25 protein-coding genes are annotated in these 25461 nt (G+C 62.3%); 12 read left to right on the top strand and 13 right to left on the bottom strand.

Features of this window, described 5'->3' with window-relative positions; all coding sequences use genetic code 11:
• Positions 1 to 50: 50 nt before the first annotated feature.
• Entirely contained in the window at positions 51 to 803 is a 753-nt protein-coding gene (locus FFI16_RS08480) for a TetR/AcrR family transcriptional regulator (RefSeq protein ID WP_138814896.1), read from the bottom strand.
• A gap of 359 nt (positions 804 to 1162) precedes the next feature.
• On the opposite strand from FFI16_RS08480, the gene FFI16_RS08475 reads away from it, so the two are divergent.
• From FFI16_RS08475 to FFI16_RS08460, 4 genes are read left to right on the top strand one after another with little or no spacing between them, the layout of a single operon-like run.
• Positions 1163 to 1870: an ABC transporter ATP-binding protein gene (locus FFI16_RS08475; RefSeq protein WP_065931033.1), complete on the top strand. Its 708-nt coding sequence runs from the start codon at positions 1163 to 1165 to the stop codon at positions 1868 to 1870.
• Complete coding sequence (locus FFI16_RS08470; RefSeq protein ID WP_138814895.1) at positions 1867 to 3066, top strand: ABC transporter permease; 1200 nt, start codon at positions 1867 to 1869, stop codon at positions 3064 to 3066. Before FFI16_RS08475 ends, FFI16_RS08470 begins: the two co-directional genes overlap by 4 nt.
• Complete coding sequence (locus FFI16_RS08465) at positions 3059 to 4540, top strand: TolC family protein (protein ID WP_138814894.1); 1482 nt, start codon at positions 3059 to 3061, stop codon at positions 4538 to 4540. The genes FFI16_RS08470 and FFI16_RS08465 overlap by 8 nt, the downstream gene beginning before the upstream one ends.
• Complete coding sequence (locus FFI16_RS08460) at positions 4530 to 5777, top strand: efflux RND transporter periplasmic adaptor subunit (RefSeq protein ID WP_138814893.1); 1248 nt, start codon at positions 4530 to 4532, stop codon at positions 5775 to 5777. Before FFI16_RS08465 ends, FFI16_RS08460 begins: the two co-directional genes overlap by 11 nt.
• Before the next feature lie 42 nt (positions 5778 to 5819).
• Here the strand turns inward: FFI16_RS08460 and FFI16_RS08455 are convergent, their stop codons facing one another.
• The 11 genes from FFI16_RS08455 to FFI16_RS08405 form a co-directional block, all read right to left on the bottom strand.
• Complete coding sequence (locus FFI16_RS08455) at positions 5820 to 7214, bottom strand: FAD/NAD(P)-binding protein (RefSeq protein ID WP_138814892.1); 1395 nt, start codon at positions 7212 to 7214, stop codon at positions 5820 to 5822.
• Positions 7215 to 7226: 12 nt separating this feature from the next.
• Positions 7227 to 7994, bottom strand: a complete 768-nt coding sequence (locus FFI16_RS08450) for an ABC transporter ATP-binding protein (RefSeq protein ID WP_058421778.1) — start codon at positions 7992 to 7994, stop codon at positions 7227 to 7229.
• 3 nt (positions 7995 to 7997) lie between these two features.
• Positions 7998 to 9338, bottom strand: coding sequence for an ABC transporter substrate-binding protein (locus tag FFI16_RS08445; RefSeq protein WP_138814891.1), 1341 nt, complete (start codon positions 9336 to 9338; stop codon positions 7998 to 8000).
• A gap of 22 nt (positions 9339 to 9360) precedes the next feature.
• On the bottom strand, positions 9361 to 10410 hold the full coding sequence (locus FFI16_RS08440; protein ID WP_138814890.1) for a branched-chain amino acid ABC transporter permease: 1050 nt from the start codon (positions 10408 to 10410) through the stop codon (positions 9361 to 9363).
• A 4-nt stretch (positions 10411 to 10414) separates the two neighbouring features.
• A complete protein-coding gene (locus tag FFI16_RS08435) occupies positions 10415 to 11296 on the bottom strand; it encodes a branched-chain amino acid ABC transporter permease (RefSeq protein WP_138814889.1) in 882 nt (293 codons plus the stop codon).
• Positions 11293 to 12066 (bottom strand): ABC transporter ATP-binding protein, encoded by a 774-nt coding sequence (locus FFI16_RS08430; RefSeq protein WP_138814888.1) that lies wholly within the window; start codon positions 12064 to 12066, stop codon positions 11293 to 11295. The genes FFI16_RS08435 and FFI16_RS08430 overlap by 4 nt, the downstream gene beginning before the upstream one ends.
• Positions 12063 to 12974: an AMP-binding protein gene (locus FFI16_RS08425; protein ID WP_138814887.1), complete on the bottom strand. Its 912-nt coding sequence runs from the start codon at positions 12972 to 12974 to the stop codon at positions 12063 to 12065. Before FFI16_RS08425 ends, FFI16_RS08430 begins: the two co-directional genes overlap by 4 nt.
• A 132-nt stretch (positions 12975 to 13106) precedes the next feature.
• Positions 13107 to 14522 (bottom strand): LLM class flavin-dependent oxidoreductase, encoded by a 1416-nt coding sequence (locus FFI16_RS08420; RefSeq protein ID WP_138814886.1) that lies wholly within the window; start codon positions 14520 to 14522, stop codon positions 13107 to 13109.
• On the bottom strand, positions 14522 to 14848 hold the full coding sequence (locus tag FFI16_RS08415) for an acyl-CoA dehydrogenase (RefSeq protein ID WP_138814885.1): 327 nt from the start codon (positions 14846 to 14848) through the stop codon (positions 14522 to 14524). The genes FFI16_RS08420 and FFI16_RS08415 overlap by 1 nt, the downstream gene beginning before the upstream one ends.
• Before the next feature lie 12 nt (positions 14849 to 14860).
• On the bottom strand, positions 14861 to 16057 hold the full coding sequence (locus FFI16_RS08410; protein ID WP_138814884.1) for an SfnB family sulfur acquisition oxidoreductase: 1197 nt from the start codon (positions 16055 to 16057) through the stop codon (positions 14861 to 14863).
• 154 nt (positions 16058 to 16211) lie between these two features.
• Positions 16212 to 16775 carry a helix-turn-helix domain-containing protein gene (locus tag FFI16_RS08405; RefSeq protein WP_138814883.1) on the bottom strand — a complete coding sequence of 188 codons (564 nt, stop codon included), beginning with the start codon at positions 16773 to 16775 and terminating at the stop codon, positions 16212 to 16214.
• A 92-nt stretch (positions 16776 to 16867) separates the two neighbouring features.
• Between FFI16_RS08405 and FFI16_RS08400 the strand changes: the two genes are divergently transcribed.
• The 7 genes from FFI16_RS08400 (at position 16868) to FFI16_RS08370 (ending at position 24038) form a co-directional block, all read left to right on the top strand.
• A complete protein-coding gene (locus FFI16_RS08400) occupies positions 16868 to 17797 on the top strand; it encodes a DMT family transporter (RefSeq protein ID WP_138814882.1) in 930 nt (309 codons plus the stop codon).
• Between the two features lie 201 nt (positions 17798 to 17998).
• Positions 17999 to 20920: a monovalent cation/H+ antiporter subunit A gene (locus FFI16_RS08395; protein ID WP_138814881.1), complete on the top strand. Its 2922-nt coding sequence runs from the start codon at positions 17999 to 18001 to the stop codon at positions 20918 to 20920.
• Positions 20920 to 21264 (top strand): Na+/H+ antiporter subunit C, encoded by a 345-nt coding sequence (locus tag FFI16_RS08390; RefSeq protein ID WP_003192163.1) that lies wholly within the window; start codon positions 20920 to 20922, stop codon positions 21262 to 21264. The genes FFI16_RS08395 and FFI16_RS08390 overlap by 1 nt, the downstream gene beginning before the upstream one ends.
• Positions 21261 to 22943 carry a monovalent cation/H+ antiporter subunit D gene (locus tag FFI16_RS08385; protein ID WP_138814880.1) on the top strand — a complete coding sequence of 561 codons (1683 nt, stop codon included), beginning with the start codon at positions 21261 to 21263 and terminating at the stop codon, positions 22941 to 22943. Before FFI16_RS08390 ends, FFI16_RS08385 begins: the two co-directional genes overlap by 4 nt.
• Positions 22940 to 23428 (top strand): Na+/H+ antiporter subunit E, encoded by a 489-nt coding sequence (locus FFI16_RS08380; RefSeq protein ID WP_138814879.1) that lies wholly within the window; start codon positions 22940 to 22942, stop codon positions 23426 to 23428. Before FFI16_RS08385 ends, FFI16_RS08380 begins: the two co-directional genes overlap by 4 nt.
• Positions 23425 to 23703 carry a K+/H+ antiporter subunit F gene (locus tag FFI16_RS08375; RefSeq protein WP_038846025.1) on the top strand — a complete coding sequence of 93 codons (279 nt, stop codon included), beginning with the start codon at positions 23425 to 23427 and terminating at the stop codon, positions 23701 to 23703. Before FFI16_RS08380 ends, FFI16_RS08375 begins: the two co-directional genes overlap by 4 nt.
• A complete protein-coding gene (locus FFI16_RS08370; RefSeq protein ID WP_017137536.1) occupies positions 23700 to 24038 on the top strand; it encodes a Na+/H+ antiporter subunit G in 339 nt (112 codons plus the stop codon). Before FFI16_RS08375 ends, FFI16_RS08370 begins: the two co-directional genes overlap by 4 nt.
• A gap of 30 nt (positions 24039 to 24068) precedes the next feature.
• On the opposite strand, the gene FFI16_RS08365 is transcribed toward FFI16_RS08370, so the two are convergent.
• Positions 24069 to 24527, bottom strand: a complete 459-nt coding sequence (locus tag FFI16_RS08365; protein ID WP_138814878.1) for an HIT family protein — start codon at positions 24525 to 24527, stop codon at positions 24069 to 24071.
• 162 nt (positions 24528 to 24689) lie between these two features.
• Between FFI16_RS08365 and FFI16_RS08360 the strand changes: the two genes are divergently transcribed.
• The gene (locus tag FFI16_RS08360; RefSeq protein WP_138814877.1) at positions 24690 to 25442 is read left to right on the top strand and encodes a 3-oxoacyl-ACP reductase family protein; all 753 of its coding nucleotides are present in this window, start codon (positions 24690 to 24692) and stop codon (positions 25440 to 25442) included.
• The last annotated feature ends 19 nt before the right edge of the window (positions 25443 to 25461 follow it).

Here is a 25461-nt window from a genome sequence, read left to right as displayed (position 1 = left end):
CATCAAAACCCGCCGCCCCAGCGGGTTTTTTTTGTCTTGGATTTGGGCTTTTAACGCGCGGCTTTGGTGGCAGGCGTTGCGGCTTGTTCGCGAATGGCGCGCTGGGTGTCGAGCACCTTGGCCAATGCCGTTTCCGCTTCGGGGCTTTGCTGCGGTACGCGAATCGCGGCCGAGACCAGGGTGATCAGCTTGGCCATGACCTCGGCGTCCGTGGCCGGGCGGCCCAGGCTCATGGAGTTCATCAGCAGGCGCAGCTCGGTGCCGGCCATTACCCCGGAAATCGCCTTGAGGGCAAATTGCAGGCGCACGCCCAGCTCATTGCGTGGCAGATCCGGCAGGGCCAGGGCGAAGGCTTCGAAGAAGCGCTGGAACACCGGCTGGTAATGCACCTTGAGGTATTCCTGGATAAACGGCGAGGTGTCGCTGTAGACCCGGCCCAGGAAACGGATAAATGATCGCCCTTCCCCACTGGCCGGGTCACTGCGCTCCAGGCCCATGGCCGGAGCGAACAGCACGCCCAGCAGGGTGTCGCAGTCGAGCGGGCCATCGGCCTCGGCTTCGCAGCGCGCGAGCAGTTCCAGGCGCTGCTCGTTGAGCGGCTCCAGGCGTTGCATCAGCAGGGTTTTCATCAGGGAGTCCTTGTCCCCGAAGTGGTAGTTCACGGCGGCCAGGTTCACCTGGGCGCGCTCGGTAATCTGCCGGAGCAACACGGCGTCATAGCCGTATTTGATGAAGAGAGCCTCTGTCGCATCCAGCAGTCGAGTCTTGGTAACGTTTGGAGCGCTGAGTTTCTTCGCGACCATGAAAGGTTCCACGTGGGAAATATTGTTTTAAAAAATAATTTGATTTTTTATACCGGGGCGGCCCGGCGAAAGCAAGTAGTGACACTGCGCCATGCTATGAAAAGCCCGTATAAACGGGCCTGCGGACGCTAGCTGAAGGGATTTTCTGGCGCCGCCGCCCAGCAACCGGCAAATCGTTACAAGGGGTGAAACCGCTCTACATCCATGGCTGGCGAAGCGCGTTGAACGCGGTTACTATTCAAACAATATTTTAAAAACAAGAAATAAAACCAGTCCGTGGCGCGTATCAGGCAGTTCCCGAACTTGTTACAAGGCTTTGCCGGGGGCGTGGCGATAGCGTCGAGACTGCAGGCGTAGTCATGATGACAGAGACCCCCGCGCACCCAGGCTTGATCTCCCTGCAAGGCATCGGCAAAAGCTATCAGCTCGCCGGGCAACACCTGTCGATTCTCAATGACGTGTGCCTGTCCATCGCTCGCGGCGACAGCTGCGGCATTCTTGGTGCCTCAGGCTCGGGCAAAAGTACCCTGCTCAATATTCTTGGCCTGCTGGACCTGCCCGACGGCGGCCAGTACCACTTTGCCGGCCACGATATCTTCAGCGCCACACCCGACGAGCTGGCGGCGATCCGTAACCAGCAAATCGGCTTTGTGTTCCAGAGCTTCAACCTGCTGCCACGCCTCAGCGCCCTGGACAACGTCGCCCTGCCCCTCAGTTACCGTGGCGTGTCGCGCCATGAGTCGGTGGAACAGGCGCTGCGCATGCTCGAACAAGTCGGCCTGGCCGAGCGCGCCCACCACCGCCCGGCCGACCTTTCCGGCGGCCAGCGCCAACGTGTGGCGATTGCCCGTGCGCTGGTCGGCAAGCCGTCGGTGATCCTGGCCGACGAACCCACCGGCAACCTCGACAGCACCACGGCGCAGGAGATCATGGATCTGTTGCTGGCCCTGAATCGCGAGCAACAGGTAACGCTGATTATCGTCACCCATGATGCGCACATCGCCGAGCGCCTGGAACGCAAGATCCTGGTGCGCAATGGCGTGGTGCATGAGGCTGGGCGCCTATGAGCCAGCGGGTCGAACAGAGCCTGAGCCAATTGCTGCATGAAGCCTTTGTGAGCCTGCGCACCTTGGGCAAACGTTCGATCCTGGCGTTACTGGGCATTGTGATCGGCAGCTCATCGGTGGTGGCCCTGATCAATATCGGCCATAACGCGGCGGTGGACGCGGCGATGATTTTCAAGGACATGGGCACCGACACCCTGATCGCCCAGTTCCCGCCCAAAGGCAACAGCAATGCGCCGATGCGCGCCAGCCTTGACCTGGACGCGGTGCGCCAGGCGGTGCCGGGCATTGCCCATATCGGCGCGCTCAGCCTGTTCAGCGGGCCGCTGGTGTTCCAGGGCCGCACGGCCAACGCCAACTTTGTCGGCAGCACCGCGGATATCAAGGACGCCATGCGCCTGGCCCTGCGTGAGGGGCGTTTTCTGTCCGCCTTCGACGCCAACGAAACCTATGGCGTGGTCGGCGATCAGGTCGCCCAGGCCTTGGGCACGCCGGGCAACCCGCTGAGGCTGGGCGACCGCGTGCGTATCAACGATTACCTGTTCCTGGTGGTAGGCATCCTGCACAACCAGCCCCGGGCGATGCTGATGCCGGTGCAGGCCAACGAATCGCTGTTTATCCCCGCCGAAGGCATGCGACGCATCTACCCGACGCCGCAGATCGGCAATGTGATCATCCGCGCCGCGCCCGGCCAGGACATGGAGCGCATCGCCCGTGAGGCCGCCGTTGCCCTGAAAAGCCAGCTCACCGACCACGATGTCGACATTCAGGTGCCCCAGCAAATGATCGATGGCATGACCCGGCAAAGCCGCACGTTCGCCTACTTGCTGCTGGCGCTGGGTGCGATTTCCCTGGTCGGCGGCGGTGTCGGCGTGATGAATGTGATGCTGATGAATGTTTCGGAACGCCGCCGTGAAATCGGCATCCGCATGGCCCTCGGCGCGCGCCAGCGCGACATCCGCAATCTGTTTTTGCTCGAAGCGGTCACCCTGACGGCGGTGGGCGCGCTGTGTGGTGCAGTGCTGGGCATGACCGCCGCCTGGCTCTACGCCTGGCTGTCGGGCTGGGAATTTGCCCTGGCCGCCGCCGCGCTGCCACTGGGCGTGGGCAGCACCTTGCTGGTGGGTTTGTTCTTTGGCATCTACCCGGCAGTCTCGGCCTCGCGGCTGCAGCCGGTGGAGGCCTTGCGCGATGAATAAATGGCTGTGGTTACTCGCCCTGGCAAGCCTGCCGGCCATGGCCACCGACGTGGTGATCAAGCCGTCGGCGCCGAGCACCACCCGCAGCGGTTATGACCGCAGTGTGTCGCTCAATAACCAGGTCACGACGATGACCCTGGGTGATGCGGTGTACCTGGGCCTGCGCAAAAACCCGGCGATCCGCAGCGCGTACCTGCAACGCGTGGCGCAAAAGTTCGACCTGCGGGTGGCCGAAGACACCTTCAACCCCAAGCTCTCACTCAACAGTTATTACCGCCAAAGTCGCGGCTCGGCCGACAACGCGCGCAATGCCAACCTGGCGCCCAGAGCGACTTTGCTCAGTGAATACGGCACCCAGTTGAGCATGGCCTGGACCCAGCAACTGAACAACGCCGATCGCGCCGGCCGCTACCGCAGCGACGGCCTCGACCTCACGCTGATTCAACCGCTGATGCGCGGTGGCGGCTGGGACGCCACCACCGCGCCGCTGCGCCTGTCGCGCCTGGCGGAGCAGGCCAACCGCCTGAACCTCAAGGCCACCGTGGCGCAGACCATCAGCCAGATCATCGCCACCTACCGTGAACTGCTGCGCGCCCAGGAGCAGTTGAGCATCGTCCAGGACGCGCTCAAACGCTCCAACACCTTGCTGGAAGTGAACAAGGCGCTGATCAGCGCAGGGCGCATGGCCGAGTTTGAAATCGTGCAGACCGAAGCCGATATCGCCACCCAGCAACTGGGCGTGGAAGAGGCCCAAAACCAACTCGACACCAGCCGCCTGGCCCTGCTGCGCTTGCTGGCGCTGGACTTGTCCACGCCGATCCGCGCCAGCGAAGCCCTGGAAGCCAAGCCGATGGCCATCGACAAACGCCAGGCCTTCAACCTGGCGCAGAACCAGCAGCCGGAGTACCTCGCCGCCCTGCTTGGCAGTCAGCAGGCCGACCTTAACCTGGTGATCGCCAAGGACTCCGGGCGCTGGCAGGTGGACCTGGTGGCCGGCGCCAACCAACTACGCGACGCCTACAGCAACAATGACAGCGGCAACAACAATAACCGCACGTGGAACAGCTACGCCGGGGTGCAGGTACAGATTCCTATCGGCGACATCAGCACCCGCCAGGCCGAGGTGCGCGCGCGGGTGAATGTAGAAGACCAGGAGATCCGCATCACCGACGCGCGCCAGGAGCTGGAGCGCAGTGTCAACGACGTGGTGCGCGACCTGGGCACGCGTTGGCGCCAATATGAAATCTCTCAGCGCGCCGTCGAGCTGTCGCGGCGCAAGATCGAAATCGAGCGGGAAAAACTCAGCGCCGGACGCTCCACTAACTTCCAGGTGTTGAGCTACGAGACTGACCTGCGCAACGCCGAAAACGCGCGGCTCAATGCACTGATCGCTTATCTGAACGCCCAGACCCAGCTCGATTTGACCCTGGGCATGACGCTGGAAAGTTGGGAAATCGCCCTCAATGACTACTAATAAAAAATACCTGCTGGGTGCCGTGATCGTCGTGCTGTTGGCGGGTGCAGGCATTGCCCTGCGCAGCCCGGCTACCGGCCAGCCGGCCGCAACCGAGCAATGGCTGGCGGTCAAGCCCGACCCGCTGGTGCACCAGATCGGCCTGGTGGGCAAGATCGAACCCGACACCACCATCACCCTCACCGCGCCGTTCGACGGCAATGTGCAGGCCAATCTGGTGGAACAAGGCCAACGCGTCGAGGCCGGCCAGGTACTGTTGCGCATGGACCCGTCCACCCTCGAAGTGCAACTGCGTGACGCGCTCTCCGCCCAGCTCAAGGCTCGACGCACCGTGCAAGAGATGCAGGATTGGGACAGCAGCCCCGCAGTGAGCCGCGCACGCCGCAGCCTGCGCACCGCAGAAATGACCGCCGGCAACACCCAGCGCAAACTCACCGAGAGTGAAAACCTGTTCAAGCGCGGCATCATCCCGCGCAACGAGCTGGACGATCTCAAACAGCAGACCCAACAGCAACAACTGGACCTCGCTTCGGCCCGCAGCGAGCTGCAGCAGGCGCAGGATCAGGGCAAAGGCGAATACCGGCAGATCGCCGAGATGGAGTTGACCAACGCCACGGTGAAATACGACGCCTTGCATAAGCTGCTGGAAGGCAAGGAGGTCAAGGCGCCCTTCTCCGGCATCGTGGTGCCGGCGCCGGGCAGCAATAACTCATCGCCGGGTGGAGCCAATAACAACGCGCCGGTGCAGGCTGGCAGCAAAGTCAGCCAAGGGCAGGTGCTGTTCGGACTGGCCAATATCGAACGGCTGAAAATCGTTGCCAAAGTGTCGGAGCTGGACATCAACCAACTGCACCAGGGCCAGGCGGTGGAAGTAATGGGTGATGGCTTTGACGGCGAGCGCCTGACCGGCTCCGTCAGCGTGGTCAGCGGCCTGGCGATTGCCAGCGACAGCCAGGGCAGCGCGCAGTTTCCCGTAACCTTGTCGATCCCCACGCTCACTGCGCAGCAATTGCAGCGGGTGCGGCTGGGGATGAGCGCGCGGTTGACCATCGTCACTTACAACAATGCGCAGGCGATTGTGGTGCCCAGCCAGGCGATCCAGGCGGACATGAGCGTGGAGTATCGCGCGGCGATGGATCAGCCGGTTGAGCGGGTGAAAATCACCACAGGGCAGTCAACCGCCGAAGGTGTCGAGGTGTTTGGGCTCAAGCCTGGTTTTGTAAAAGTCTCAAGATAAATGCAAATTCAAAGGTGGGAGCTGGCAAGCCAGCTCCCACATTCAGATTGAGGTGAGTTTGGCGGCCAGGGCTTTGGCCTGGAGCGCCACGTCGGTGACTGCCGTGCTCTCCCACCACATCCCGCGCAATGGCGGGCCCATGGCAAACAGTCGCTGGCTGACCTGGCCTTGAGCATCCAGCACTGCACCTGAGGTATCCGCCGCAATCCCCAACGCCAACGGCCCGGGCTTGATCAACCCACGCTTGAGCAACTGCTGCGGCAGCGGTTTGGCCACTCGCCGCCAATCGTACTCAATGCCGCTGGAATTGATCAGCGCGGCGCCAGACACTTGGGTGACGGCTTGCTCGCCACGCCGTCGCAGCTTGATCGTCACACCGCTGTCCGACGCCACCAACCCCTTGAACGACGCCGCCTGAATCCGCAACCGCCCTTCTGCATGCAACCGCGCCACCAACTGCGCGCTCAACGGCGGCGAACGATGGTGATGGCTCTCCCACCACGGCCGTACATGGCGCACGAACTGGCGTTTCTCACACTCACTGGCCTGGCTCCACAAACGGCCGATATGCGCGCGTACCGTGTCCAGTGGCGCCTGCCAGTCGATGCCTTGCACCAACGCCAGTTGGCATTGGCGACGCACCTCGCGCAGCAACTGCCGAGGGCTGCGCAGGCGATGATCTTCAGCCAGGAAATCCACCCAGCTCGGCGGTTGCCGACGCACCTGGGGCAGCAGCCCGTGGCGCGAAAATATCTCGATGGGCCCGCGATGGCCGGCCTGTTCCAGCGACACCACGGCATCCACCATGGTCAGCCCGGAACCGATGATCAGCACGGTTGACTGTGGTTCGATCTGGCGCATGGCCTTGACGTCCCAGGGGTCCACTGCCGCTGCATTCAAACCGCTGGATTCAGTCTGCGGCGTGCGCGCCGCCGGGAACATGCCGGTGGCCAATACGGCCTGAGCACCGCGCAATTGTTGGCCGTTATCCAGCGTCAATATCGTTGCGGCGGCATCCACTTGCAGGTCGACCACCTCGGCACGAATATGCTCGACCGTGGAAGCCGAGAGCGCCTTGGCTTCAGCCAGACGCTGTTGCGCATACACACCAAAAATCCCGCGCGGCGGGAACAATTCGCTGATGGGCACAGGTTGCTGGTCCGACTCCGGCCAGCCACCGGCGCCGATGTAGTCGGATAGCCATTGGGTCAGGTCATCGGCGTTGTCCGGGTCGACACTCATGCGCGCCGCATTGCCGTTCAGGGTGTGCCCCAGTTCGACGGCACTGTAGGCCTCGCCACGGCCAAGTTCCTTGCGTGGCTCGATCACCAGGATCTGCCGCTTGCCAGGCTGGCGCAGCAGTTGCACCGCCAGCATCGTGCCGCTCAAGCCGCCGCCGATGATCAGCACATCAGCGTTGCGGATGGATTCAGTCATGCACATTCGCCCTTACTGTTTGCCCAGATAAATATCATGCAAATCGCCGCGCGCCAGCAGTTCAGCCGCGCTGCCGCTCAAGACCACGCGCCCAGTATCCAGCACATAGCCGTGGGAGGCATAGGTGAGCGCGACATTGATGTTCTGCTCGGCGATCAGGAAGCTCACCTGCTGCTCGCGGTTAAGCTGGGCGATGATCGCGAAAATCTCTTGCACGATCATCGGCGCCAGACCCATGGAGGGCTCGTCGAGCAAGACTAACGTCGGCCGGGTCATCAAGGCGCGGCCAATCGCAACCATCTGCTGCTCGCCGCCCGAGGTCAGCCCGGCGCGAGTGTGGCGCTTGGTCTTGAGGCGTGGGAACCAGGCGTAGATGCGTTCCAGGTCATACTCCATGTCTTTGCGGCTCAGGCGCCGCACAAAGCCGCCGCTGCGCAGGTTGTCTTCCACGCTCAGTTGGCCGAACACATGGCGGCCTTCCAGCACATGGACCATACCCTGGCGCACCCGTTGGCTGGGGTCGATACCGGCCAGATCACGGCCGGCATACTCGATCACGCCACGGCTGACCTCGGCGCGTTCGGCGCGCACCAGCCCCGAAATGGCCTTGAGCGTGGTGCTTTTGCCGGCGCCGTTGGCACCCAGCAACGCCACGATGGCGCCCTTGGGCACGTGCAGCGAGACGCCGGCCACCGCCAGTATGGCGCCGTCGTAGATCACCTCGATGTCATTGACGTTTAACAGTGACGGGCTCGCAGGTTCAGCGGCGGGCTGGCTCATGGCTTATTCATCCCCGGTGCAGGTGCGCGGCGTCAGGCCTTTTTCCTTGGCGAACGCAGCGGACTTTTCATCGATCAGCGGGCGCAGCAGCGCACGGTCGGCGGCGATCCAGTCGCTGATCAGCGTCCAGTTGGCGCCATCCCACTGCTGCACGCGCGCCGAGCCGCCGCCTTCATGGTCGCGGCACGACAGCTTGAGGTTCTGCATCAGGCCAAAGTAACCCATGGCTTTGAGGCGTGTGTCATCGATATTCAGATGCTCCAGGCCCCAACGGCCTTCTTCGCCATTAAGCGGGCGCTTGCCGAACTTGGCCTGGGCAGTGCGAATCGCTTCCACCGCCACGGCGGCGTTCACCAGGCCCGAGTTGTAGTAGACGCTGCCGAAGTTTTTCAGGTCCTTGAGGTCGCTGTGGCCTTTATCGAGGATGTACTGCTTGAGGCGTTTGTGGATCTCGAAATCGGCGCCTGCCGGATAGGGCGTGAGCGCCAGGTAGCCTTTGGCGGCGGCGCCTGCGGGCAGCACGTCTTCGCTGGAACTGGCCCAGATATCGCCGATGATGTGGTCAACCGGGAAGCCAAAGCGCGCCGCGGTTTTTACCGCCACCGGCGTGGACACGCCCCAGGTGCGCAGGAACACCCAGTCCGGGTTGGCCTGGCGCACCTGACGCCATTGCGCCGACTGTTCGTTGCCGGGGTCGGCCACGGGAATCTGGATATTTTCAAAGCCGTATTTCTCGGCCAACAACTTCAACGGGCCAAGGGTTTCGCGACCGTAGGCCGAGTCGTGGTAGACCGTGGCGATCTTCTTGCCCTTGAGTTTGTCGAAGCCGCCTTCGCGCTGGGCAATGTAATTCACCAGTGTGGACGCTTCGCTGTAGAAGGTCAGCATCACTGGGAAGTTATACGGGAACACCGTGCCGTCGGTGGCTTCGGTGCGGCCATAACCGAGGGTAATCAACGGGATCTTGTCGACTTCCGCGCGCTCGCTCAGCGCATAGGCCGCCGGTGCGCCGTTAGGTTGGTACACCGCGACCGGCGCGCCATCCAGGCCATTCTTGAAGCGCTCGTAGCACTCGATGCCCTTCTCCGCCGTCCATTCTGTCTCGCATTCCTGCCACACCAGTTTGACGCCGTTGATGCCGCCTTCGACCTCGTTGATATAACGCAGGTAGTCGATCATCCCGGCCCACACCTGCACGCCGCTGGAGGCATAGGCGCCGACGCGGTAGGTGGCCAGCGGGATAAATTGCTGGTCGGGCGCGGCGATGGCCTGGGGCACAGCACCGGCCAAGGCTGCCAGCGCGAAGGCGGCGCCGAGCAGGGAACGTTTCAAGGTTGCACGCATGTTGGATTCTCTTGAGGGAATGTTAGAAGCGCAGCGGCCATTGCCGCAGACGGTCACGCAGGGTGTGCAAGAGGCGAATCAAGCCTTCGGGTTCCTTGATCAGGAACACGATGATCAACACGCCAAAGATGATTTTCTGCAGGTTCTGCAACTGCCCCGCATCCACCGAGCCACCGAACAGCGCCTGCCCTGCATGGCTGAGGAAAATCGGCAATAAGCTGATGAAGGCCGCGCCGACGAAGTTGCCGGCAATGCTGCCCATGCCGCCGATAATGATGATGAACAGGATCTGGAACGAGCGGTTGATATCGAAGCTGCTGGCGCTGGCCGTGCCCAGGTAGGCGAACGCCCACAACGCACCGGCAATCCCCAGGTAAAACGAGCTGACCGCAAAGGCCATGCGCTTGTAGCGCACCACCGGGATGCCGACCACGGCGGCGGCAGTGTCCATATCGCGGATCGCCATCCAGTTACGCCCCACTTGGCTGCGCACCAGGTTGAGGGCCGTCCAGGTCAACAGCAGCACCGTGACCAACGTCAGCCAGTAACGGCCCAGCGGCGTATTGAGGTCATGGCCTAACAGCGAGAGCTTCGGCGCGGAAATGGTCCCGGAGGAACCGTAGTTGTAAAACCAGGGGAATTTGACGAACAGCCACTCCAGAAAGAACTGCGCCGCCAGGGTGGTGACCATCAAGTAAAAGCCTTTGATCCGCGAGCTGGGCAAACCAAATAACAGCCCAACCAGCGCGCTGATAACCCCGCCGCCGAGCAGCGCGACCGGCAGGCCCAGCTCGGGCAGGCGCAGCAGAAAACCGTAGGTGGCAAACGCGCCAACGGCCATGAAACCCGCCGCGCCCACCGAGGTTTGCCCGGTATAGCCGGTGAGCAGGTTCAGGCCCAGACCGGCCAGCGACAGCACCAGAAACGGGATCAGGATCGCATTCAGCCAATAGTCATTGCCCCACAGCGGCACGCCAATAAAGGCCACTGCCAATACGCCGATCAGGCCCCAGGGCAAGCGCCGCTGGACCAGCAGCCACGGCGCGGTTTCTTGAACAACAGGTATCGACATGGTTTCAGACTCGCTCGATGGCGCGCTCGCCGAACAGGCCGGCGGGGCGGATATACAGGAAGGCCAAGGCCAATACATAAGCGAACCACGGCGTGATGCCGCCGCCGATCAGCGGGCCGACATACACCTCGGCGAGGTTCTCCGCCGCGCCGACGATCAGCCCGCCGACAATCGCGCCGCCAATCGAAGTGAAGCCACCGATGATCAACACCGGCAAGGCCTTGAGCACCACCAGCGAGAGTGAGAACTGCACGCCTTGGCGTGCGCCCCACAGCAACCCCGCCACCAACCCGACAATCCCGGCCACGGCCCAGACAATCTGCCAGATACGGTTGAGGTTAATGCCGATGGACAACGCCGCCGTGGTGTCATCCGCCACGGCGCGCAACGACACGCCGATGCGGGTCTTGTTGAACAGCAGCGCCAGCACGCTCACCAGCACCACCGCCGCCGCCGCAGCGATCAGGTCGAACTGGCTGAGCATCAGCGGCCCGACGAACAGCGGCACGTCGTCGATGCCCAAGTCCAGCGCACGCACCTGCGAGCCCATCAGCCCCTGGGCCAGGCCTTCGATGATGAACGACAGGCCCAAGGTGGCCATGAACAGGGTGATCTGCGAGCGGTTTACCAGCGGGCGCAGTACCAGCCGCTCGATCAGCAAGGCGCCGATGATCATCACGATTACCGTCAGCAGCAACGCCAAGGCAAAGGGCACGCCCTGGTCATGCAGGCTGACAAAGGTCAGCGCGGCAAACAGCAGCATCGAGCCCTGGGCGAAATTGAACACGCCGCTGGCCTTGTAGATCAGCACGAAACCGATGGCGACCAGCGAATACATGGTGCCGGCGAGCAGGCCGCCGAGCAGGGTTTCAAAGAAGAAGGTCATGGGTGCGCGACTCCCAGGTACGCCGCAATCACCTCGGGGTCGGCCTGCACCTGCGCAGGTGTGCCGTCGCCGACTTTGCGCCCGTAGTCGAGCACCACCACGTGGTGGGACAGGCCCATCACCACGCCGATGTCGTGTTCGATCAACACCACGGTGGTGCCGAGGTCGCGGTTTACGTCGGCGACGAAGCGCGCCATTTCCTGTTTTTCCTCGGCGTTCATGCCGGCCATGGGTTCGTCCAGCAACAACAGGCTGGGGCCGGCGATCAGCGCTCGGCCCAGCTCCACGCGTTTTTGCAAGCCGTAGGACAGGTTGCCCACCAGCACATCGCGATGCGCTTGCAGTTCGAGAAACTCAAGGATGCCTTGGCCGCGCAGGCGAAAGGCTTCGGCCTCACGGCGGGCGCGCGGCAAGCCCAGGGCTTGCTCGATAAAGTTAGTGCGCATATGCCGCGACAGGCCGGTGAGGATGTTGTCGAGCACGCTCATTTTCTTGAACAGTGCGTTGTTCTGAAAAGTCCGCCCAATACCTCGCCGCGCCGCGCCCAAAGGGTCGATGCGGTGGAAGTGTTGTTGCTCAAACACGATCTCGCCGGCATCGAAGCGGTACACGCCGTTAAGCACATTGAGCAGCGAACTTTTACCGGCGCCGTTGGGGCCGATCAGCGCACAGATTTCACCGCGCTGCACATCGAAGGACAAGGCGTTGATGGCCTTGACGCCTTTGAATGACAGCGAGATATCGCGCACTTGAAGAATGGTCTGACTCATGCGATGTCCCGTTTGAATTCGGCCAGCCAGACTGGATCGCTGCTGGTTGTTTGCGTGCTGGGTGGCTGCCAGATATAGGTCAGCCGTTGAAAGCCCAGCAGCCTGCGAACGCGATTTTTCAGCAGGCGTCGCAGGCCACTTTGTGGGTGAGCGATGGCCCAGTCGCACAAGCGTCGGCGCCAGGTGCCGTGGGGCGCCAGGCGGCTTTCGATCTCGTCGGCCAGGTGTTGTAAACGCTGAGGTGACAGCAACAGGCCGCTCGGCGCGACTTCACCGCGATCGCGCCGGGCCGAGGCTTGGCTCTCCGGAAACGCCAGGCCGTGACCGCTGTTCAACCATTGCTCCAGCACCACCGCAAGGCCGCCTTGCCAGTGGGTGCCCTCCTCACTCCACAACACGGTTTCACCGCTCGGTTGCCACCAGCGCTGCAGATGCTGCGCCGGGTCCACCGGGCCGAGCAACTGGGTGAAATCCAACAGATTGGCGGACTGCCAATGCCGCACCTGCTGACGGCCCTGGGCATACGAATGGCTGGGGTGAATGCGCCATAGCTGTTGGTACAGGGCTTCTGGCTCCAGGTCATCGGCCAGGGTCAACACCTGCCCGCCGACAGACTGCGCGGCCAGCGCCAACAGCAGCAGGTTAGGCTCGAATGTGCCGCTTAAGGCCAAGCGTGACTGCGCGCTGAAACCCTGCTGCCGCAAGCCGTCGGCCAGGCGCTCGACGTCGCGCAACACGTCGATCCAGCGCCAGGCATACCACCGGCCCTGGCGCTTGTGGCGCAGGGCGATGTGCAGCGGGGTGAGCTGGGCCCAGTGCTGCAATTGCTCCAGGGCTTTGGGCAGGTTGCCGAGCAGTTCGGCGGGCCATTCCAGCGCCTGCGGACGTTTGAGTTCGTGCACGCTCATAGGGTAATGCTCCTATTCAAGTAATGTGCGTGCGGTGGTCCGCTGGCCAGGTCAGATCAAACAATGAAGATCAAAATGTGGGAGCGGGCTTGCTCGCGAAAGCGGTGGTTCACTCACCATCAATGGTGAATATCAGTCCGCATTCGCGAGCAAGCCCGCTCCCACATTGGCTCGATGTACACCTGATAAATTTCGGTAGCCCGCACCCGGATGATTTGGGGCCAGCCGCGCACCGTCGCCGAACAGCTTTTCGCGCAAGGTGCCCTGGGCGTACTCGGTTTTGTACACGCCGCGCTTTTGCAGCTCCGGCACCAGCAGGTCCACGGCGTCGATGAAGGTTTCGTGGGTCAGCGCGTAGGCCAGGTTGAAGCCGTCCACGTCGGTCTCTTCAACCCATTCCTGCAACAGGTCCGCCACGGTTTGCGGGCTGCCGACAAACAACGGGCCAAAGCCGCCAATGCCGACCCAGTCGGCCAGTTCATTCGGCGTCCAGACCTTGTTCGGGTCCGCCGTGGAGAAGGCTTCCACCGCCGATTGAATCGCGTTGGTGTGTACGTGTTTGAGCGGTTCATCGGGCTTGAACTGGCTGAAGTCGATGCCGGTCCAGCCGGAGATCAGTGCCATTGCACCTTCATAGCTGACGTAGGATTTGTATTCGTCAAACTTGGCTTTGGCCTTGGCATCGGTCTCGCCAACGATCACCGTCTGCAGGTTGAAAATCAGGATTTTCTTCGGATCACGCCCGGCCTCGGCGGCACGGCGGCGGATGTCGGCAACGGTTTTTTTCAGCAGCACCTTGGAGGGTGCGGCCACGAACACGCACTCGGCCTGTTCGGCAGCGAACTGCTTGCCACGGCTGGAGGCGCCGGCCTGGTACAACACCGGCGTGCGCTGCGGCGACGGCTCGCACAGGTGAATGCCAGGCACCTGGAAGTGCTTGCCGACATGGCGAATCTCGTGGATTTTGCTCGGGTCGCTGAAAATGCGGCGCTCGCGATCACGCAGCACGGCGCCCTCTTCCCAGCTGCCTTCCCACAGTTTGTAGCAAACCTCGAGGTATTCTTCGGCGTAGTCATAGCGCGCATCATGTTCGGTCTGGGCTTTCTGGCCGAGGTTCTTGGCGCCGCTCTCCAGATAAGACGTAACGATGTTCCAGCCGACGCGGCCCTTGGTCAGGTGGTCGAGGGTCGAGAGCCTGCGGGCGAACGGATACGGATGTTCAAACGACAACGAAGCGGTCAGGCCAAACCCCAGGTGCTCGGTGACCAACGCCATCGGCGCGATCAGCGACAGCGGGTCGTTGACCGGCACTTGTGCAGCCTGGCGAATCGCTGCATCGCCGTTGCCGTTGTACACGTCGTAGATGCCCAGCACGTCAGCGATAAACAGGCCGTCAAACTTGCCGCGCTCAAGAATTTTGGCGAGGTCCGTCCAGTATTCCAGGTCTTTGTACTGCCACGAGCGGTCACGCGGGTGCGCCCACAGGCCGGGAGATTGGTGGCCGACGCAGTTCATGTCGAAGGCATTCAAGCGGATTTCACGGGACATCAAAGCACTCCGTTGAGGTGGTAGTTGCCGACGATCTGGTACTTGCGCCGCAGTGGGTCATCGAGGCTCGACGCCAGTACGGTGCGTTGGCCGGTGAGTTCAAATTCGGCATTGCTGGCAGCGATCAGGGCTTCGGCGGCGGCAATTTGCGCTTCGGTCAACGCCACCGGGCTTGGGTGGGTTTCGGCGCGTTCAAACAAGGCCGCAGCCACGTCGACGCGGATCTGCAAATCGCCGAAGCGGCTGATCACGTAAGGGTCATCGCTGGTTTGCACAAAGCGCCGGGTGCTTTCCAGCAGTTGGCGCGCTTGATTCAGGGCGGTCATGGGTAAGGCTCCTCAGTTCCAGGCGTGGCGCGCAGGCTTCACGCCGTTGAGCACGAAGTTGCCGATCAGGTGGTATTTCCAGCGGGCCGGGTCGTGCAGGGTGTGGGTGCGCGCGTTGCGCCAGAAGCGGTCGAGGTTGTGCTTGCCGGTGACCGAGCGGGTACCGGCCAGTTCGAAGAGTTTGCTGCTGGCGAGCAAGGCGGTTTCGGCCGACAGCACTTTGGCCTGGGCGACCACCAGCGAGGCGTTGGCGACTGTGTCTTCGTTGGGCTCGGCCAGAGCCAGATCGACGGCTTTGCCGGCCTTGGCGAGGATCGCTTCGGTGCCGTGTACACGCCATTGCAGGTCGCCAATGGCCGCGATGGTGAACGGGTCTTGCCAGCCGTGATCCTGTTGGCTGTCGATCCAGGGCCGTGCCTGACGGGCGTAGATTTTCGCCTGTTCAAGGGCGCCCAGGGCGATGCCGGTGTCGACCGCGGCCTGGATAATCTGCGAGATCGGGCCATTGGCGGTAGGCTGGTCGAAAGCCTGATGGGCCGGGATGACCGCGCTGCGCGGCACGCTGACGCCGTCGAGGGTCACGCCGCCACTGGCGGTGGTGCGCTGGCCGAAGCCATCCCAGCTATCAATCACGCTGAGGCCCGGCGCATCGCGTTCGACAAAGGCAATAAACGCCTGGCCGTTCTCGTTGTTGCCGACCGTGGGCACCAGGTGAGCAAACAGCGCGCCGGTGCAGTAGAACTTCTCGCCGTTGATAAAGGCGGTATCGCCATCAAAACGAATCTGAGTGTCGAAGGTGCCGGCGTTTTTGCTCTTGGCTTCGGAAAAAGCATTGCCGAAACGATAGCCGGACAGGACCTTACCGAAATAGTGACGTTTTTGTTCTTCGCTGGCGGTTTGCAGCAGGATGTCCACCACGCCCAAGTGGTTTTGCGGAATTTGCCCCAGTGACGGGTCGGCGGCGGAGATCAACTTGATCACCTCGGCCACCGTTACATAAGACACCTCGGCACCGCCGTAGGCCTTGGGAATGGTGATGCCCCACAGGCCGCTGGCGGAAAACTCGTCCAGCTCGGCCACCGGCAGGCGCCGCTCGCGGTCGCGCACGCTGGCGTCGACGGCAAAGCGCGCAGCCAAGCGAGTCGCGACTTCAATGGCTTCGGCATCCGAACGGATGATGTGGGCAGGTTGTTGAGGGTGGGCTGACATGGGCCGACTCCAGGCTCCGATGGGATACCGGAGGGATTGCAGGAGTCGTGCCTGAATTTAATCGCCAACAAAATCAGGCGCTTACTGGTTTTAAGCGGCTGTTGAGCGCGTTTCAAACCAGCAAAGTGTGCATCCACTGTTGCCGGGGCAACAGTTAGATCACCACGTTGCGCACAAACCGCACGGCCACCTTGCCGTCATTGCGATAGCCGTGCACGTTGCGGCTGGCGAACATGTAGAACTCACCGGCCGCCACGTGTTTCTCTTCCTCGCCCACCAGCAAGGTCAGGCAGCCTTCGAACACGAACAGCTGCACGCTCCAGCCGTCCGGGTCGGGGTCGGGGCTGTAGCGATCACCCGGTTCCAGGTGCATCTCCCACAACTCGACTTCACGCCGCGCGGTGGCCTTGGCCAGTAGCACCGCTTTACTGCCGGGAATATCACCGGCCCACGCCAGCTCGTTGATGCGGCTGTGATCACCGGCATCCGGGGCCTGGATAAGGTCGCTGAAGGCCACGTCCAAGGCTTCGGCGACGCGGTCCAGCGTGGACAGGCTGACATTCTTCTCGCCCGCCTCAATGGCCACCAGCATGCGCCGGCTGACCCCGGACTTTTCCGAGAGCGCAGTCTGGCTCAAATCCGCAGCATGGCGCAGGCGACGGACGTTCTGGCTGACGTGTTGCAGGACTGAAGCCCGTTGTGGATTTTCTTTGTGCACTATATTGCTCAATGGGTGGGTGTGCGCAGTATACTGCCCAGCGTGCGGCGCATTGTGCGGTCCGTGCCTTTCCCTTGCAAGACCGAGCCGCCATGACCGTCCCGAACGCCTCCCCACGTTTCAACCGTTTCAGCAAAGCCGAATGCATCCTGGTGGTGATCACCATGATCTGGGGTGGCACGTTTTTGCTGGTGCAACACGCCCTGACCGTCAGCGGGCCGATGTTTTTCGTGGGCCTGCGGTTTGCGGCGGCGGCGATTGTGGTGGGGTTCTTTTCGTTGCGCACCTTGCGCGGCCTGACCTTGTTCGAGTTGAAAGCCGGCGCCTTCATCGGCGCTTCGATCATGCTCGGTTACGGCATGCAGACGATCGGTTTGCAGACCATCCCAAGCAGCCAGTCGGCGTTCATCACAGCGCTTTATGTGCCTTGCGTACCGCTGTTGCAGTGGCTGGTGCTGGGGCGTCGCCCAGGCCTGATGCCGAGCATTGGCATCATGCTGGCGTTTACCGGGTTGATGCTGCTCACAGGCCCGACCGGTGCGTCCCTCAACTTCAGCCCCGGTGAGATTGCCACGCTGATCTGCGCAATCGCGGTGGCGGCCGAAATTATCCTGATTGGTGCCTATGCCGGGCAGGTGGATGTGCGACGGGTCACGGTGGTGCAACTGGCCACGGCGTCGTTGCTGTCATTCCTGATGGTGGTGCCGATGGGTGAAGCCTTACCGGGGTTCTCGTGGTTGCTGGTATTCAGCGCGGTGGGCCTGGGCTTGACCAGCGCAGTGATCCAGGTGGCGATGAACTGGGCGCAGCAGAGTGTTTCGCCAACCCGTGCCACGTTGATCTATGCCGGTGAGCCGGTGTGGGCCGGTGTAATCGGACGGATTGCGGGGGAGCGTTTTCCGCCGATTGCGATGCTGGGCGCGGCGTTGATTGTGGCGGCGGTGATTGTGAGTGAGATGAAGACGAAGGGGCAAAGGGCTAATGCAATGGCTGATGATTTGGAACGAGAGCGTCAAGGTTGACGTCAGATTCCTGCATTGCCTGTGATACCGCTATCGCGGGCAAGCCCGGCTCCCACAGGAACTGCATTCCAGCGGCGCCCTTGAAACAATGCCAAATGAGCGTTTTCGGCCTACCTTGTAGGATCCTGCCACATCTTGCCGTTTGGTGATCGAGAAAGCGGCACGTATGATGCATCCCAAACTCCCGCAGATTAGAAGCCTATGTCCCTGATAGTTCTACTGCTTCTGCCTTTTATCGGCAGCTGTCTGGCGGCCTTGCTGCCGCATAATGCACGTAACACCGAATCCCTGTTGGCCGGCCTTGTGGCCCTGGTCGGCACCATTCAAGTCGCCCTGCTCTACCCTCAGATCGCCCACGGTGGCGTGATCCGCGAAGAATTCATGTGGTTGCCCAGCCTCGGGCTCAACTTCGTGCTGCGCATGGACGGGTTTGCCTGGCTGTTCTCGATGCTGGTGCTGGGCATCGGCACGCTGGTGGCGCTGTATGCGCGTTATTACATGTCGCCGGATGATCCGGTGCCGCGCTTCTTTGCGTTTTTCCTGGCGTTTATGGGCGCCATGCTCGGGCTGGTGATCTCCGGCAACCTGATCCAGATCGTGTTTTTCTGGGAACTGACCAGCCTGTTCTCGTTCCTGCTGATCGGCTATTGGCACCACCGCGCCGATGCCAGGCGCGGCGCCTATATGGCACTGATGGTCACCGGCGCCGGCGGCTTGTGCCTGCTGGCCGGTGTGATGCTGCTGGGGCATATCGTCGGCAGCTATGACCTGGACCAGGTGCTGGCGGCGGGCGATCAGATTCGCGCGCATTCGCTGTACCCGGTGATGCTCGCGCTGGTGCTGATCGGCGCCTTGAGCAAGAGCGCGCAGTTCCCTTTCCACTTCTGGCTGCCCCACGCCATGGCAGCACCCACGCCGGTATCGGCTTACCTGCACTCGGCGACGATGGTGAAGGCCGGCGTGTTCCTGCTGGCCCGCCTGTGGCCGTCGCTGTCCGGCAGCGAAGAATGGTTCTGGATCGTCGGCGGTGCCGGCGCACTCACCCTTCTTCTCGGCGCTTACTGCGCCATGTTCCAGAATGATCTCAAGGGCCTGCTGGCCTACTCCACCATCAGCCACCTAGGGCTGATCACCCTGCTGCTGGGCCTCAACAGCCCGTTGGCCGCCGTTGCTGCGGTGTTCCATATCCTCAACCACGCCACTTTCAAGGCCTCGCTGTTCATGGCCGCCGGCATCATCGACCACGAAAGCGGTACGCGGGATATCCGCAAGCTCAGCGGCCTGGTACGGCTTATCCCGTTTACCGCGACCCTGGCGATGGTGGCCAGTGCGTCCATGGCCGGCGTGCCATTGCTCAATGGCTTCCTGTCCAAAGAGATGTTCTTCGCTGAAACCGTGTTTATCTCGGCGACACAGTGGGTAGAAATCGCCCTGCCGCTGATCGCGACCATCGCCGGTACATTCAGCGTGGCCTATGCCCTGCGCTTTACCGTCGATGTGTTCTTCGGCCCGCCCGCGACCGACCTGCCCCACACACCCCATGAGCCACCGCGCTGGATGCGCGCGCCGGTCGAGTTGTTGGTGTTTACCTGCCTGCTGGTGGGCATCTTCCCGGCCCAGGTGGTCGGTTCGATCCTCGCCGCCGCCGCACTGCCGGTGGTCGGCGGGGTGCTGCCCGAATACAGCCTGGCCATCTGGCACGGCTGGAATGCGCCAATGATCATGAGCCTGGTAGCCATGTCCGGCGGCATCGTGCTGTACCTGCTGCTGCGCAAACAGCTCAAGCGTGGCCGTTTCAAATACCCGCCGATCATCAGTTACTTCAACGGCAAGCGCATGTTCGAGCGCAGCCTGGTGGTGATGATGCGCGGCGTGCGCCGTATCGAAAAACGCATCAGCACCAAGCGCCTGCAAACCCAATTGTTCCTGCTGGTGCTGGCGGCGGTGATTGCCGGGTTGATCCCGATGCTCAACAGCGGCCTCAGTTGGGGCGACCGGCCGAAGATCCCCGGTTCCATCGTATTCGTGACCCTGTGGGTGCTGGCCATCGCCTGTGCGCTGGGCGCCGCCTGGCAAGCCAAGTACCACCGGCTGGCGGCCCTGACCATGGTCAGCGTATGCGGCATGGTTACCTGCGTGACCTTCGTATGGTTCTCGGCGCCAGACCTGGCGCTGACGCAACTGGTGGTCGAAGTGGTCACCACCGTGCTGATTTTGCTGGGCCTGCGCTGGTTGCCACGGCGGATCGAAGAAGTCTCGCCACTGCCGAGTTCGTTGCGCAAGGCGCGCATCCGTCGCCTGCGTGACTTCCTGCTCTCCACCGTGGTCGGTGGCGGCATGGCGCTGCTCTCCTACGCAATGCTGACCCGCCAGACCCCCAACGATATCTCCTCGTTTTACCTGAGCCGCGCCCTGCCCGAAGGCGGCGGCAGCAATGTGGTGAACGTGATGCTGGTGGACTTCCGGGGCTTTGATACCTTGGGCGAAATCACCGTGCTCGGCGCCGTGGCGCTGACCGTCTACGCCCTGCTGCGCCGCTTCCGCCCTTCCAAAGAAAGCATGGAGTTGCCGCCACAACAGCGCCAATTGGCGCCGGACGTGGCCACCGACCTGGTCAACCCGCGCCAGGCCAGCGATACCGCCTTGGGCTTTATGATGGTGCCGGCGGTGCTGGTGCGCCTGCTGCTGCCGATAGCGCTGGTGGTGTCGTTCTACCTGTTCATGCGCGGCCACAACCAGCCGGGCGGCGGTTTCGTCGCGGGGTTGGTGATGTCGGTGGCGTTTATCCTGCAATACATGGTCGCCGGCACCCAATGGGTCGAAGCGCAGATGAGCCTGCGGCCCATGCGCTGGATGGGCTTCGGCCTGCTTTCGGCCACCTTGACCGGGCTCGGCGCGCTGTTTGCTGGCTACCCGTTCCTCACCACCCACACCTGGCACTTCAGCCTGCCGCTGCTGGGCGATATCCACATTGCCAGCGCGTTGTTCTTCGACGTCGGCGTGTACGCCATGGTCGTCGGCTCCACGCTGTTGATGCTCACCGCCCTCGGTCACCAGTCGGTGCGAGCGCATAAACCGAGCAATCAGCCCAAGGCCGTTGCCGTAACCGAAGGAGCCGCCTGATGGAAGAAGTCATCGCAATTGCCATTGGAGTGCTGGCGGCCTCCGGCGTCTGGCTGATCCTGCGCCCAAGGACGTTCCAGGTCGTCATGGGCCTGTGCCTGCTGTCGTATGGGGTCAACCTGTTCATCTTCAGCATGGGCAGCCTGTTTATCGGTAAAGAGCCGATCATCAAGGACGGCGTGCCGCAAGACCTGCTCAACTACACCGATCCACTGCCCCAGGCTTTGGTACTCACGGCCATCGTGATCAGCTTCGCCATGACCGCGTTGTTTCTGGTGGTGCTGCTGGCCTCCCGTGGGCTGACCGGCACTGACCATGTGGACGGTCGGGAGCCAAAGGAATGACGTGGATGAATCAAATGATCGTCGCGCCGATCCTGCTGCCGTTGCTGACCGCCGCGCTGATGCTGATGCTCGGCGAAAAACGCCGCCCGTTGAAAGCCAAGATTAATCTGTTCTCCAGCGTCATCGGCCTGGGTGTCGCCATCCTGCTGCTGTACTGGACGCAACAAGGCGGCCCCGGTTCGATTGGCGTGTACTTGCCGGGCAACTGGCAGGTGCCCTTCGGCATTGTGCTGGTGGTGGACCAACTGTCGGCGATGATGCTGGTACTCACCGGCATTATCGGCGTGAGCGCGCTGCTGTTCGCCATGGCCCGCTGGGACCGCGCCGGTACCAGTTTCCATGCGCTGTTCCAGATCCAGCTGATGGGTTTGTACGGTGCATTCCTGACGGCGGACCTGTTCAACCTGTTCGTGTTCTTCGAGGTGCTGCTGGCGGCGTCCTACGGCTTGATGCTGCACGGCTCCGGCCGCGCGCGGGTGTCGTCGGGGCTGCATTACATTGCGATCAACCTGCTGGCATCGTCGCTGTTCCTGATTGGCGCGGCGATGATCTACGGGGTTACCGGCACGCTGAACTTTGCTGACCTGGCGCTGAAAATCCCGCTGGTGCCGGAAGCCGATCGCGGCCTGCTGCATGCTGGCGCGGCGATCCTCGCCACTGCCTTCCTGGCCAAGGCCGGCATGTGGCCACTGAACTTCTGGCTCGCACCCGCCTACTCCTCGGCCAGCGCGCCGGTGGCGGCGATGTTTGCGATCATGACCAAGGTCGGCGTGTACACCGTGCTGCGCCTGTGGACCTTGCTGTTCTCCGGGCAAGCCGGTGCATCGGCACTGTTTGGCGGCGACTGGCTGGTGTACGGCGGCATGGCGACCATTGTCTGCGCGGCGTTGGCCATGGTCGCGGCGCAGCGCCTGGAGCGGATGGCCAGCCTGAGCATCCTGGTGTCGGCCGGGATCCTGCTGTCGTCGGTGGGCTTTGCCCAGCCAAGCCTGACCGCCGGGGCATTGTTTTATCTGGTCAGCTCGACCCTGGCACTGAGCGCGCTGTTCCTGCTGGCCGAGTTGATCGAACGTTCGCGCTCGGCCAATGACCTGCCGCTGGATGAAGAAATCGATGCGCTGCCAAAGGCCATGGAGTCTTTGCACCCACGCCCCGGCGTCAACCTGGATGACGAGCAGAAAGCCGTGGTCGGCCAGGTGATCCCCTGGACCATGGCCTTCCTGGGCTTGAGCTTTATCGCCTGCGCACTGCTGATTATCGGCATGCCGCCGTTGTCCGGGTTTATCGGCAAACTCAGCCTGTTGAGCGCGCTGGTCAACCCAATGGGCCTGGGCAACGCGGTGGATGCGCCGATCCGCCCGGCGGCCTGGGGTTTGGTGGCGCTGTTGATCTTGTCGGGCCTGGCTTCGCTGATCGCCTTTGCCCGCCTGGGCATCCAGCGCTTCTGGACGCCGGAGGAGCGCCCATCGCCGCTGCTGCGCCGCTACGAATGTGTGCCGATCTTCTTCCTGCTGGGCCTGAGCATTCTCCTGACCTTCAAGGCCGAACCGCTGATGCGCTACACCCAGGCCACCGCCGAGAGCCTGAATAACCCTGAGCATTACGTGATGGCGGTGATGGCCACGCGCCCGGTGCTGAGCCCTGAATCCAAAGCCGCCGCCCTGGAGGTGCAGCCATGAAGCGCCTGTTCCCTGCCCCCTGGTTGTCGCTGGCATTGTGGGTGCTGTGGCTGGTGCTGAACCTGTCGGTCAGCCCAGGCAACTTGCTACTGGGCGCGGTGCTGGGCTTTCTCGCGCCGTTGCTGATGGCGCCGCTGCGCCCGCTGCCGGTGCGCATTCGTCGTCCCGGCGTCATCATCCGCTTGTTCTTCGTGGTGGGCCGCGACGTGATCGTCTCCAATCTGCACGTGGCCTGGGGCGTACTGACTTGCGGATCGCGCCCGCCGCGTTCACGTTTTATCAAAATCCCGCTCGACCTGCGTGACCCCAACGGCCTGGCCGTACTGTCGATGATCACCAGCGTGACGCCTGGCACCGTCTGGTCGGAACTGGCCCTGGACCGCAGCATCCTGTTGCTGCACGTGTTCGATCTGGACGATGAAGCGCCGTTTATCGAGCACTTCAAGGCCGCCTATGAGCGACCCCTGATGGAGATATTCGAATGAGCGCCCTGCTCTCCAATGCGATCCTGCTCAGCCTGTTCCTGTTCTCGCTGGCGATGGTGCTGACCCTGGTGCGCCTGTTCAAAGGCCCGTCCGCGCAAGACCGGGTTCTGGCGCTGGACTACCTGTACATCCTGGCGATGTTGATGATGCTGGTGCTTGGCATTCGTTATGCCAGTGACACCTATTTTGAAGCGGCGCTGCTGATTGCGCTGTTTGGCTTTGTCGGGTCATTCGCCCTGGCGAAATTCCTGCTGCGTGGCGAGGTGATTGAATGATGCCGCTCTGGGTTGAAGTGATCGTGGCCGTGTTGTTGGTGCTCAGCAGCCTGTTTGCGCTGATTGGTGCCATTGGGTTGTTGCGCATGAAGGACTTCTTCCAGCGCATGCACCCACCGGCACTGGCCTCGACACTGGGCGCGTGGTGCGTGGCGCTGGCGTCGATTATCTACTTTTCGGTGCTCAAGTCCGGGCCGGTGCTGCACGGCTGGTTGATTCCGATTTTGTTGGCAATCACGGTGCCGGTGACCACGTTGCTGTTGGCCCGCACGGCACTGTTCCGCAAGCGCATGGCCGGGGATGATGTGCCTGCCGAGGTCAGCAGCCGTCGCTGATTGATCCAGCTCCCACATTTGGTTTTTGCGTCAGGCAAACAAGCGGATGTGCGCCGCCAATTGTGCCAACTCGTCATCATTCGCCCGCACAAAATCGTGGGATGAGATATAGCCCTCATACGCCTTGAAAAACTTGTCGACTTTGGAACTGATGGGCTTGAACGCACTGTCCTGCCCGGTGCCATGCATGGGAAACAGCTTTGCATGCAGATGGTCCACGCCGTAGCCCTCCAGCATCATCCCGGTGCGCGCCACGTCGGGAAACGCCCGATCAATCAGCAGTGCGGTCTTCTTGGTCGCCACAATCAGCGCGGACAACACCGCATCCGTCTGCGCGAACGCGTAGCTGCCGTAATGCTGCTTGGGGATCACCACGCTGAAACCTGGCGTGTTAGGGAAGATCGACAGGAACGCCATATGCTGGTCGTCCTCCCACAGAATGTGGGCCGGGGACGCCTTGCGGACAATGCTGCAAAAAATACAATCCATTCAAATCACCGTCAGTTTCAGTGTGCGAGCCAAGCCTGCAAAGGTAAGGCAAAAATGTCGCAGCGCAGTTAAAGATTAAATAATCCATAAATGACTTGGCAGCGCCGCAAGCAGTTGATACGGTTTAATGGATTTTTTAATCCACTAAAAACAGGCACACCCATGACCGCTCATCTTGCACGTTTTACTGACAAAGTCGCCCTGGTAACCGGCGGTTCCCGTGGCATTGGCGAAGCCATCGTGCGGCGCCTGGCAGCTGAAGGTGCGGCAGTCGCCTTCACCTACGCCGCGTCTTCTGACAAGGCGCAAGCCCTGGTCGGCCAGATCCAGAGCCAAGGCGGCACAGTCCTGGCCATTCAGGCGGACAGCGCCGATGTGGCGGCGATTGCCCGGGCCGTGACCACCACCGTTGCGCATTTCGGCGCGCTGAATATCCTGGTCAACAATGCCGGGATCTTGCAGCTCGGCAGCGTCGATGAGTTCAGTCTGGAAGACTTCGACCGCCTGTTCGCCGTGAATGTACGCGCGACGTTCGCCGCCGCGAAAGCCGCGTCAGCCGTGATGCGCAGTGGCGACAGGATCATCAGCGTAGGCAGTGTGGTAGCGCAGCGCTCGGCCTTCCCCGGCTCCAGCGTCTACAGCATGACGAAGGCGGCGATCGCCGGTATGATCCGCGGCCTGGCGATTGATTTTGCTCCGCGCGGCATTACCGTCAACAACGTCCAGCCCGGCCCGACCAGCACGGACATGAACCCGGCCGATGCGCCGCATGCCGACTTGATCAAAAGCCTGGTGCCCTTGGGCCGCGTGGGCACCACTGACGAAATCGCCGGCATGGTCGCCTACCTCGCGTCCGAAGAAGCCGCGTTTGTTACCGGCACCAGCCTGAGCATCGACGGTGGCTACCTGGCCTGACCCTTCACATTACAGAGGT

The organism is Pseudomonas sp. KBS0710, from assembly GCF_005938045.2.
In the GTDB taxonomy this organism is placed as follows: domain Bacteria; phylum Pseudomonadota; class Gammaproteobacteria; order Pseudomonadales; family Pseudomonadaceae; genus Aquipseudomonas.
Note: the sequence above shows the minus strand (reverse complement) of the source record. Positions and strands in the feature narration are given on the sequence as shown.